The 11422-nt window shown below is 70.8% G+C and carries 8 protein-coding genes; 3 read left to right on the top strand and 5 right to left on the bottom strand.

Features of this window, described 5'->3' with window-relative positions; translation table 11 throughout:
- Positions 1 to 95: 95 nt before the first annotated feature.
- Positions 96 to 3263, bottom strand: a complete 3168-nt coding sequence (locus F3S47_RS06625) for an efflux RND transporter permease subunit (protein ID WP_150444465.1) — start codon at positions 3261 to 3263, stop codon at positions 96 to 98.
- The gene (locus tag F3S47_RS06620) at positions 3260 to 4483 is read right to left on the bottom strand and encodes an efflux RND transporter periplasmic adaptor subunit (RefSeq protein WP_191090109.1); all 1224 of its coding nucleotides are present in this window, start codon (positions 4481 to 4483) and stop codon (positions 3260 to 3262) included. Before F3S47_RS06620 ends, F3S47_RS06625 begins: the two co-directional genes overlap by 4 nt.
- Positions 4484 to 4856: 373 nt before the next feature.
- Between F3S47_RS06620 and cobA the strand changes: the two genes are divergently transcribed.
- From cobA to F3S47_RS06605, 3 genes are all read left to right on the top strand, one after another.
- Positions 4857 to 5699 carry a uroporphyrinogen-III C-methyltransferase gene (cobA, locus tag F3S47_RS06615; protein WP_223877745.1) on the top strand — a complete coding sequence of 281 codons (843 nt, stop codon included), beginning with the start codon at positions 4857 to 4859 and terminating at the stop codon, positions 5697 to 5699.
- Between the two features lie 185 nt (positions 5700 to 5884).
- Positions 5885 to 7141, top strand: a complete 1257-nt coding sequence (locus F3S47_RS06610; protein WP_150444463.1) for a cobyrinate a,c-diamide synthase — start codon at positions 5885 to 5887, stop codon at positions 7139 to 7141.
- A 26-nt stretch (positions 7142 to 7167) separates the two neighbouring features.
- Positions 7168 to 8376 (top strand): MFS transporter, encoded by a 1209-nt coding sequence (locus tag F3S47_RS06605; RefSeq protein ID WP_150444462.1) that lies wholly within the window; start codon positions 7168 to 7170, stop codon positions 8374 to 8376.
- An 80-nt stretch (positions 8377 to 8456) separates the two neighbouring features.
- Here the strand turns inward: F3S47_RS06605 and F3S47_RS06600 are convergent, their stop codons facing one another.
- The 3 genes from F3S47_RS06600 to cimA all read right to left on the bottom strand — a co-directional run bounded on the left by F3S47_RS06600 (position 8457) and on the right by cimA (position 11361).
- Positions 8457 to 9227: a squalene/phytoene synthase family protein gene (locus tag F3S47_RS06600; protein ID WP_150444461.1), complete on the bottom strand. Its 771-nt coding sequence runs from the start codon at positions 9225 to 9227 to the stop codon at positions 8457 to 8459.
- Entirely contained in the window at positions 9224 to 9631 is a 408-nt protein-coding gene (locus F3S47_RS06595; RefSeq protein WP_150444460.1) for a hypothetical protein, read from the bottom strand. The genes F3S47_RS06600 and F3S47_RS06595 overlap by 4 nt, the downstream gene beginning before the upstream one ends.
- A 104-nt stretch (positions 9632 to 9735) precedes the next feature.
- Complete coding sequence (cimA, locus tag F3S47_RS06590) at positions 9736 to 11361, bottom strand: citramalate synthase (RefSeq protein WP_191090108.1); 1626 nt, start codon at positions 11359 to 11361, stop codon at positions 9736 to 9738.
- Positions 11362 to 11422 lie beyond the last annotated feature (61 nt).

Here is an 11422-nt window from a genome sequence, read left to right as displayed (position 1 = left end):
GGCCGCCAATCGCTCCCGCCCCCTCCCCGGCCCAAATATTCCCGGGGGGGGGGCTGGCGTGACCCTCGGCGCGCAACGCCGCACCCGCCGGGCCGTCAGGCGGCGGATCTCGCGCGGTCGTCCCGTCTCCCGACCCGGCGACGCGCCCAGTTGTAGACCGACAGGTAGGCCGGCATCAGGAGCGGCAGCAGAACCATCGCGACGAGGAGGCCGAACGCGAGGGAGACCGCGGTCGGGATCAGGAACTTCGCCTGCACGCTCGTCTCGAGGATCAGTGGGAAGATCCCGAAGAAGGTGGTCAGTGTCGTCAGCAGGATCGGCCGGAAGCGTCGAACCGTGGCCTCCACGATAGCGTCCTCGGGCGGGACGCCCTCGGCCTCCAGTTCCTGCACCACGTCGTTGATGAGCAGGCCGCCGTTCACGATGATGCCGGCGAGGCCGATGATCCCGAACATGCTGAGCAGCGTGAGCGACAGCCCCAGCAGGAAATGCCCGCCGACGGCCCCGATCAGCCCGAACGGCACCGTCATGAGGATCAGGAGGGGCCGGAAGTAGGACTGAAAGGCCAGTGCAAGAATGCCGTAGACCGCGATCATGGCCAGGCCGAAGTTCCGCGCGAGCGCCGGGCCGGTCTGACCCCGCTCCTCCTGCTCGCCTCCGACCGAGACCATGAGGCCGGGCGTCTGTTCGCGCAGGTCCGGGACCACGGTCTGCATGAGCCAGCCCGTCTCCGCCCCGCCCGTCGTGACAGAGGTGTCGACATCCGCGGTGAGCGTGACGATCGTCCGGCCCTCGGCCCGCCGGACGACCGTCGGGGCCTGCCGGAAGCCGAGATCGGCCACGGTCGTCACCGGGACGAACCCGTCGCCCACGCGGATGCGCAGGTCCTGAAGGTCGGCGACGCTGTCGCGCTGGCTCTCCGGAAGGCGGATCCGCACGTCGACCTCTTCCCGGTCGCGCTGGAGCGTCGTGACGGTCTGGCCGAAGAACGCCGCCCGGAGCTGGGAGGCGACCATGTCGGCGGAGACGCCGAGCGCCTGGGCCTCCGGCTTCATCGTCACGGCGATCTCCCTCGCCGTGCTGAACCGGTCGTCGGATATCGAATAGACGCCCTCGCGCCCCTCCAGCGCATCGCGGAGTCGGCCGACGGCCCGGTCGGCGAGCGCGTCGGTTTCCGCCGACACCTCGAGCGCGATGGGGGAGCCGACCCCCACGAGGCTCGACGAGAAGGACAGCGTCTTGAGTCCGGGAACCTCGCCCGTCGCCTCCTGCCAGGCGCGCTCGAAATCGGAGGCGGCGAACTCCCTCGCGCTCGCCTCGGCGAGCTTCACCGTGATCGTGGCGACGTTGCGCGCTCCCGGGGTGCCCCCTCCGCCGGGACCGCCCTGCCCCGTGGAAAACCCGATGGCGACGGCGGTGCCAGCGACGATTTCCTCGGCCGGGGACGGAAACCGCTCGGCAAGGGCCTCCGCCGCGGCGCCGGTCGCGGCCGCGATCTCTTCCGCGGTCTCCAGCGTCTCGGCTTCCGACGCACTCTCCGGCAGCTCCACCTCCGCGGTGACGAAGTTGCCCTCGATCTGGGGAAAGAAGGTGACCTTGACCCAGCCGCCGGCGATCAGGCCGATCGAGAGCGCGAGCAGGCTCATCGAGAAGGCGATCGGCAGCCATGGATGCCCGGCGCAGAACCCGACGATCCGGCGCAGCGGCCCGTTGGAAAAGCGCTCCACCCCTCCGCCGACAAGCCGACGCAGGGGCTCGGTCGCCCGCCGCGGCGACCACCAGTGCCGCGGCGGTCCGGGGCGGATGCCGCTCAGGTGCTGCGGCAGGACGAAGAAGGACTCCAGAAGGCTCAGCGCCAGCGCGATGATCACGACCGACGCGATCGGGGCGATGAAGCTTCCGGAGGATCCCGGCAGGAAGAGCAGAGGCACGAAGGCCGCGATGGTCGTCGAGACCGAGAAGAAGACCGGTGCGGCCATTCGGCTCGACGCCGTTCTGGAGGCCGCGAAGGGATCGGACTCACTCTCCTGCTCCGTGTAGACCGCTTCTCCGACGACGATGGCATCATCGACCACGATGCCGAGCGCGAGGATGAAACCGAAGAGAGAGAGCTGGTTGATCGTGATGCCGAAGACCGACATCGGGACGAAGCTCCCGACGAAGGCCGCCCCCACACCGACCGCCACGAAGACCGCGACCCGAAGGTCGAGAAACAGGGTCAGGATCAGCGTGATCAGCCCGAAGCCGATCGCCGCGTTCTTCGTGAGAAGGTCGATCCGCGACTGCAGGAGTTCCGCCTCGTTCCTCCATACCGTCGCCGAGATCGCGTCGGGCAGCGACGGCCTGAGCGTCCCCTCGAGATACTCGTCGACCGCCTCGACCTGGGAGAGGATCTGCTGGTCGCCGACCCGGTTCACCGCGAGATAGACCGCCGGGCGGCCATCAAGGCGGCTGACGAGCGCCGCGCTGTCGTCGAAGGTTTCGTAGACGCGGGCAATCTCGCCCAGTTCGACGGTCGATCCGGTCTCCGACGCGAAGAGGCGCACCGCCCGCAGATCGGCTGGCGTGGTCCGCTCGCGGTCCGCGCGGATCTGGATCTGTTCGTCGGCGGTTTCGATCTGGCCCGCCGAGAGGTCCACGTCTTCCGCCCGGATGCGGTCCGCGAGTTCGGGCAGCGATATTCCGTAGCCAAGCAGCGTCTCTTCGGAGACCTCGATCACGATCTGGTCGGTCGGCGCGCCCAGCAGTTCGACCTGGCTCACCTCATCGAGCGCGAGGAGGTCGTCGCGAACCTCTTCGGCCCTCGACTTGAGGGTCTCGATGTCGGTGTCCCCCGATAGCACGATCTGGATGGCGAGCTCGTCCGGCTCGACTTCCGCGATGGTCGGGCTTTCGGCATCCTCGGGGAAGACCGTTATCCGGTCGATCTCGGACTCGATGTCGTTCACGGCGGGGCGCACCTCCGCGCCACGCCGCAGACCGACCGAGATATTGGCCCGTCCCTGGGTCGCGGTGGCGGTGATCGTATCGATGTCGGGCAACCCCGAGAGAGCTTCTTCGACGGGAACCACAACGCTGTCCGCGATGTCCTGGGGCGAGGCGCCGGGCACCGTTACGCCGACCTGAACGGTCCCCGTCGCGATTTCGGGGAACGTCCTGACGTTGATCGAGGACAGCGACAGCAGGCCCCCGACGATCAGGGCGGCGAATATCAGGTTCGGCAGAACCCGGTTCGCCAGAGCGGCACGGATCAGGTGCTTCATCCCTCCGTCCCTGCGGGGCCGAAGGATGTGGGCGCGCCGGGCTCAAGGCCTCCGGTACGGGAAGAGGCTGGCTCATCCTCGGACGGGGCCGTCCGTCCACCCTCCTCGTCCACCGACCTGTCTCCGCCTGTCGTGGCGCCCCTGTCCGCATCTTCGCTCGTCGCCTCGGGCCCTCCGGACGAGCCCGCGGACGGACTGCTTTCCCCATCGGCGACGCGGACCTCCATGCCGTCGGACGCCCCGGCAAGATCGGTGGTCATCAGGCGAGCGCCTTCAAGGTCCGCGGCGTCTGACAGGTAGACCGTCTCGTCGGTGCGCAGCGCGACGCTCACGTCCCGCGACGCGAGTTCCTCCTCCGGCGTGACGACCCAGACGCGCCTGCCATCCTTCACGGCCCGCGAGGGGACGGCAACAAGCGGATCGTCGGTCAGGAACGGGATCTCGACGACCAGGAGTTCGCCGAGCCTGACCGGGGCATCGCCGAAGGGATCGGCGACGTTGACGAGCAAGTTGGTCAGGCGGGTGGCTTCGTCGATCCGGACGTCGACATCGACGACCCGGCCACGGCGCAGGACCCGTCCATCCCCCCCGGCGCGCCGGATGGTCACCTCGGTTCCCGCCAGTTCGGAGAGGTCGTCGAGCGCCTGCGCCTGCCGGTCCGACAAGCCAACGACCAAGCGGGCGATATCGGCCCGGACCAATGTGCCGATGGCCTGGCCCGGCGACACGATCTGTCCCTCGCTGGCCGACCGCGCGGTCACGTAGGCGTCGAAGGGAGCCGTCAATTCCGCCGAACGCAGGTCTATCCGTGCCGCTTCGACGGCGGCGGCAGCCACGTCGACCTGCGCCTGCGCGGTCGTCCGGGCTGCGCGCACCTCTTCCAGGGTCGCTTCGGCGGCGACACCGCGGTCCTCGAGTTCGTCCTGCCGCTGAAACGCCTGCTCGGCTTCCGAAGCGCTGGCCTGCGCCGCCCTCAGGTCCGCCTCGGCCTGGGCCACGTTGGCCCGCAGCCGCTCCCTGTCGATCGTCGCCAGGACGGCCCCCTCCTCGACCGTGTTTCCGACCTCGAAGTCGCCGGACACCGAGTCGATGCGTCCCTGGACCTCGAACGCCGCGTCGACTTCCCGATAGGGCCGGAGGAACGCCGTCTGCGAAATCGTGGGCGGCGCGTCGGGAACCTCCGCCCTCTCCGTCTCGACCAGCGGGGCCCGGGGCTGCACGTCCCTGCCCTGGGCCGCGCCCCCGGAGCCCTGGGACAACAGCCAGAACCCGAACCCGCCGACGCCGGCAAGAGCGAGACTGAGAAGGAGAGTAACGACGCGCCCCAAGACCACCCGAGACCTTTCTGCAATGATCCCGGGGCACCTAGGTCCGGGGCAGCGGTCATCCAGCACGGATACGTGAGCAGGTCCGGTCGTCAGGGACGCCCGACAGGGCTGGCGCGGTCGCGGTTGAGGGCGACAGACGCATCGGATGTCGGCACGACGTGGATGAATTCTTGCAGAACTCTGGCGCCGCGCCGAGGTCGCACAGCGCCGCGTCCCGGTCGCATCGCGGCTTTCCCGCGCGGTCGGAAAGATCCATAACGACCCCATGACAGCGCTGCCCGACCACGACTGGCCCGAGATGCAGCCCGGATGGGTCTGGCTCTGCGGAGCGGGACCCGGCGATCCGGGCCTGCTGACGCTGCATGCGCTCAACGCGCTCCGCCAGGCCGACGTCGTGGTCTACGACGCCCTCGTCTCCGAAGCGATCCTCGCCTGGGCACCGCAGGCCGAGCACCGATACGCCGGCAAGCGCGGCGGCAAGCCCTCGGCCAAGCAGCGCGACATCTCGCTGCTGCTGGTCGACCTCGCCCGTCAGGGCAAGCGCGTCCTGCGGCTCAAGGGCGGCGATCCCTTCGTCTTCGGTCGCGGCGGCGAGGAGGGCCAGACCCTCGTGCAGCACGGCGTGCCGATCCGCATCGTGCCCGGCATCTCGGCGGGCATCGGCGGGCTTGCCTACGCGGGGATTCCCGTGACCCACCGCGACGTGAACCAGTCGGTGACCTTCGTCACCGGCCACGACCAGACCGGGGAGACGCCGCTCTCGCTCGACTGGGAGGCAATCTCGCGCGCGAGCGGGGTCATCGTCATCTACATGGGCATGAAGCACATCGCGCCCATCGCCGAGGCGCTGCGCGACGCCGGACGGCCCGCCTCGGAGCCGGTGGCCGTGGTCTGCACCGCGACGACGCCGGACCAGCAGGTTCTCGAGACCACGCTCGGCACGGTCGTCGAGGACATCGCGGAGAGCGGGCTCGAGCCGCCCGCGATCATCTGCGTCGGCCGCTCCGTCCTCATGCGCCAGGCGCTGGACTGGCAGGCCATGGCCCGCGGCCTCGCCCCGCGCGACACCGACCCGCTCGGCCGCGGACGTCCCGCCGAAAGCGCGTGAGCGCGGGCGGCAGAACAACCCGGGGAATCCGTTTTTTTACTTACTTTTCGATATTTAGAATGCGCTCCTAAGGCATCGCGCGAACGTCGCACCGGGCGGCGCAGGCAAGTTCGTCCCGGGAAAGTGCAGAGCACCCGCACCTTCGTGAAAACCTCTCTACAACAACACCTTAAAACCCGCCCCTCATGTCCGGCCTGATCCTCTCCGCCCCCGCGTCCGGCGCCGGCAAGACCACCCTCACGCTCGGCCTGCTCCGTGCGCTGACCCGTCGGGGCGCGCCCGTCCGCGCCGCCAAGTCCGGGCCGGATTACATCGACCCGCGCTTCCACGAGGCGGCCTGCGGGCGGCCCTGCCCGAACCTCGACGCCTGGGCGATGACGCCCGACCGGATCGCCGCGCTTGCCGCGGGTGACGGGCTGCTGGTGGTCGAAGGGGCCATGGGCCTCTTCGACGCCGCCGCAGACGGAACCGGCGCCACCGCCGACCTTGCCCGCCAGCTCGGCCTTCCGGTCATCCTCGTCCTCGACGCCGCCCGCATGGCTCAGTCGGCCGCGCCGCTTGTCCAGGGTTTCCGCGACTTCGACCCGCGCGTCCGCGTGGCGGGCGTGATCCTCAACCGGACCGGCTCCGACCGGCACGAGCGCCTGCTCCGGCGCGCGCTCGCCCCGACGGGCCTGCCGGTGCTCGGCGCCCTGCGGCGGACCCCGGACCTCGCGCATCCCTCGCGGCACCTGGGTCTCGTGCAGGCGCAGGAGCGGCCCGACCTCGAGGCCTTTCTCGACCGCGCCGCGGACCTCGTGGAGCAATCCCTCGACCTCGACAGTCTCACCGCTCTCGCTGCGCCCCTGCCGGAGGCTCCACCGGCACGGCGCGTGCCGCCACCCGCCCAGACGATCGCCCTCGCCCGGGACGCGGCCTTCGCCTTCGCCTACCCCCACCTGCTCGACGACTGGCGAGCGCAGGGGGCGGAAATCCGTCCCTTCTCGCCCCTGGCGGACGACCCCGCCCCCGGGGCCGATCTCGTCATCCTCCCGGGCGGCTACCCCGAGCTGCACGCCGGACGGATCGCCGCGAACTCCGCCTTCCAGCAGAGCCTCCGGGATCGCGCGATCTACGGCGAATGCGGCGGGTACATGGTCCTCGGCGAGACCCTGACCGATGCCGAGGGCGAGACCCACCGCATGGCCGGCCTCCTCCGGCTCGAAACCTCCTTCGCCGAGCGCCGCCTGCACCTCGGATACCGTCGCCTGACCGCGCGCGGCGGCCCCCTGCCCGGCACCTGGGCGGCGCACGAGTTCCACTACGCCACGACGCTCCGCGCGGAGGGCGACCCGCTCTTCGAGGCCACGGATGCGGAAGGCACCGACCTGCCGCCCATGGGCCTGAGACAGGGCCGGGTCTGCGGCTCCTTCGCCCATCTGATCGACCGCGTCTTGCCGTGACCGCGGCCAGGGTCTAACGCAGCGACATGGACCGGACCGACGACAGACGCGCCTTCCGCAACGTGGGAATCCTCGTGGCCGCGCAGGCCCTTATCGGCGCGCAGATGCCGATGATCTTCGTGGTGGGCGGGCTCGCGGGCGGCATGCTGAGCCCCAACCCCTGTCTTGCCACCCTCCCGATCTCGCTCATCGTCTTCGGCTCGATGACGACCGCGCCCTGGATCTCGCCGCTCATGCAGCGGCACGGACGCAGGGCCGGCTTCCTGACCGGCACCGCGGGCGGCGCGGCGGGGGCGGCCGTGGCGGCCTGGGCCCTCTCCATCGGGTCCTTCCCGCTGCTGCTCGCGGGCAGCTACCTCACCGGCATCTACATGTCGGCGCAGGGCTTCTACCGCTTCGCCGCGACCGACAGCGCGTCGGAGGACTTCCGCCCCAAGGCGGTCAGCTACGTCATGGCGGGCGGACTCGTCTCGGCGATTCTCGGCCCCCAGCTCAACAAGCTGGTGCAGACCAGTTTCGCGGTGCCCTTCCTCGGCACCTACCTCGCGATCATCGCGATCAATCTGCTCGGCGCACTGCTCTTCTTCGGGCTCGACCTGCCCAAGCCGCCGCCCCCGCGCAAGGACGCGCCGCGGGCCCGCTCGCGGATGGAGCTGCTGAAGAACCCGACCATCCTGACGGCCGTGATCTGCGGCATGGTCTCCTACGCGCTGATGAACCTGGTGATGACCTCGACCCCGCTCGCCGTGGTGGGCTGCGGGTTCACCACCGCCCGCGCGAACGACATCGTCTCGGCCCACGTGCTGGCGATGTTCGTGCCCTCGTTCTTCACCGGCCACCTGATCGCCCGCTTCGGGGCGGAGCGGATCATCGCGACCGGCCTCGTGATCCTCGCGGGCGCGGGAGCCGTGGCGCTCTCCGGCGTGACGCTCGGCAACTTTTTCGGGGCGCTGGTGTTGCTGGGCCTCGGCTGGAACTTCGGCTTCATCGGGGCGACGACGCTTCTTGCCTCGGCCCATGCGCCCGAGGAGCGCGGCGCGGTTCAGGGCATGAACGACATGATCGTCTTCGGCTGCGTAACGCTGGCCTCGCTCGCCTCGGGCGGGCTGATGAACTGCTCGGGCGGCACCGCGCAAGAGGGCTGGACGGCGGTGAACCTCGCCATGGCGCCCTTCCTCATGCTCGCGGGGGCGGCGCTGATCCGGCTGGCGCTCGGCGAACGCAGGACGGCGTAGGCGGGGTGCCGGGCTGAAGCCCGGCCTACGGGGCGTCGAGCGGCAATCGCTGGCCGGGCTTCAACCCGGCCGCTTTCACCCTACCAACGCCCCCGCGCCGCCACGACGGAGAGCGCGAGCTTCCTCCGGAACTCCGACCGCACGAGTTGGCCCGCGCCGACCCGCGCAGGCTCCCGCGCCGCCGCCTGGAGGACCGGTCCGGTCTCCCAGCCGTGCCGCAGCGCGAGCGCCGCCGGTCCGCCGCGCACGGCCCGCCGCGCCCGCGCCAGCCGTTCGAGCCCCTCGCGGGCCAGCCCGGCCACGGCCTCGGGGCGGCCATCGGCCAGGGGCTTCAGCCCACGGGCCTCCATCTCCGGCACGGCCTCGAACCACCGGGCGAGGCCCGCCGCCCAGGCCCCGTCCCGAACGCCCGCCTCGTCCTCCGGACGGGCGCCGAGCGCGAGCGCCGAGGCCCAGGCCAGGTCCCCCGCGACCCGCTCCAGGTGGTCTCGAAAGGCCGCCTCGTCCTCGAAGGGCTCCGCCCAGACGTCCCAGCGGCGGGCCACCGGCACCGAATCGAGCAGCGCCACCGAAAGCCCGGCGGACCGGATCACCTCCGAGAGGGGCTGGGCCACCTCGTGGGCGCGCGGCGGCTTGCCCGCGCCGATCTCCTCCAGCGCGTCGCGCCACCACTGCAGCCGCATCTCGGCGATCATCGGCTCCTGCGTGAGGTAGGGCGCGCGGGAGACCTCGACGTTGAAGGCATAAAGCGGAAAGAGCACCTCGCGCGCGGGCGGCGGGCAGGACATGGCGGCGAGAAACCGCACGGGATCGCCCCGTTCGACGAGTTCGGCACAGGCCTGAAGGGTCATCGCGGCACGATCGCGCGCAGCTCTTCCACCAGCGCGAGAACGCCGTCCTCGCCGCAGCTCCAGCCCACGGCGGCGATCCCCGAGGCGGCAGGCTGCGCCTGTACCGTGGCCTCGCCCACGTCGGGACAATCCCGCGCCTCCCGCAACGCGGCCTGGCGGGAGAAGATGCGGGGGAAGTCACGCTCGACCAGGGCGCGGGCGCGGGCGTAGCTGCCCTCGGGCAGCGCGCGGACGCCCTTGCGGGTGCCGACGCCGATCTCCGCCTGGTCGGTCGCGAAGATCGTCACGCGGACCGGCCCCTCCGGCGCCTCGCCGGTGATGAGCCGGACGTAGGGCACCGGCGGCTCGCGGCCGCAGGCGGCGAGCAGGACAAGCAGGCTGAGGGCGGCGAGGCCTGTCTTCATCGGGGCTTCCTTTCCTCTGCGAAAGCTAGACCGCCCGGGCCGCGAGGCCATGCCCGGTCGGGCCCGCCCCCCTGTTTTCCCGGCCGGGTCCGCCTCCGGACGGCTCACCCCGTCGCCCCGTCGCGCAGGAGCTTCCAGCGGATCGCGTCGACCAGCGCGTCGAAGGAGGCGTCGACTATGTTGGCCGAGACCCCCACCGTCGACCAGCGCCGGCCCTGCCCGTCCTCGCTGTCGATGATGACCCGGGTCACGGCCTCGGTGCCGCCGTTTGTGATCCGCACCTTGAAGTCCACCAGCCGCCAGTCGTCGATCAGCTCCTGGTAGGGCCCGAGGTCCTTCGACAGCGCCACCGAGAGCGCGTTGACCGGGCCCGCGTCCTCCTGCTCCGTCGGGTTCTCGTTCTGGTAGAAGGAAGTCGTCTGCCCCCCGCCCGCCAGGGCCACGGTCACCACCGCCTCCGAGACGATCACCAGCTCGCCCTTGGCGTTGCGCCGCCGCTCCGAGATCACCCGGTAGCGCTCCACGTCGAAGAAGTGGTGCGTCATCAGCCCCAGTTCCTCGCGCGCCAGCAGCTCGAAGGAGGCCTGGGCGCTGTCGTAGGCATAGCCCTGCGCCTCGCGCGTCTTCACGAGGTCCAGCAGCTGCCCGAGCCGCGCGTCGCCGCGATCGACCTCGATGCCCACCTCCTCCAGCCGGTGCCGCAGGTTCGACTGCCCGGCCTGGTTCGACATCGGCACGACCCGCTCGTTGCCGACGAGGGCGGGGTCGATGTGCTCGTAGGTCGTGGGGTCCTTGAGGATCGCGCTGGCGTGCAGCCCCGCCTTGTGCGCGAAGGCCGAGGCGCCGACGTAGGGCGCCTGTTTCATCGGCACCCGGTTCAGCAGCTCGTCCAGTGTCCGGCTGGCCCGGCGCAGCCCCTTCAGCGCCTCAACCGAGACGCCGGTCTCGTAGCGGCTGGCATAGGGCTCCTTGAGCAGCAGCGTCGGGATCAACGTGGTGAGATTGGCGTTGCCGCAGCGCTCGCCCAGCCCGTTGAGCGTCCCCTGGATCTGCCGCGCCCCGGCCTCCACCGCGGCGAGCGAGCCCGCCACCGCCGTCTCGGTGTCGTTGTGGCAATGGATGCCGAGCTTCCCCCCCGGCACGCCTGCCGCGATCACTTCGCCCACGATCCGCCCGATCTCGGCGGGCAGCGTGCCGCCGTTGGTGTCGCAGAGCACCACCCAGTCCGCCCCGCCCTCGAGCGCGGCCATGAGGCAGGAGAGCGCGTAGACGCGGTTCGCCTTCCACCCGTCGAAGAAGTGCTCGGCGTCCAGATGCGCCTCGCGCCCCTGCGCCTTCACATGCGCGACCGAGGCCCGGATGTTCTCGCGGTTCTCCTCAAGCGTGATCCCCAGCGCCCGCTCGACGTGGAAGTCGTGCGTCTTGCCCACGAGGCAGACCGAGGGCGTCCCCGCGTTGAGGACCGCCGCCAGCACGTCGTCGTTCTCGGCCGACCGCCCGGCCCGCTTGGTCATGCCGAAGGCGGTCATCGTCGCGCGCGTCTTCGGCGCGTCCTCGAAGAAGTCGCTGTCGGTGGGGTTCGCCCCCGGCCAGCCGCCCTCGATGTAGTCGACCCCGAGCGCATCCAGCAGCCCCGCGATCTTGCGCTTCTCTCCGGTGGAGAAATCCACGCCCTGGGTCTGCTGCCCATCGCGCAGCGTGGTGTCGAAGAGATAGAGCCGTTCCTTCACCGCTCCCCTCCTTCTTCTGGGGTCAAATATCCTCGGGGGGAGTCCGCGCAGCGGACGGGGG

It is taken from the genome of Histidinibacterium aquaticum, assembly GCF_008710275.1.
Taxonomy (GTDB): Bacteria; Pseudomonadota; Alphaproteobacteria; order Rhodobacterales; family Rhodobacteraceae; genus Oceanicola; species Oceanicola aquaticus.
Note: the sequence above shows the minus strand (reverse complement) of the source record. Positions and strands in the feature narration are given on the sequence as shown.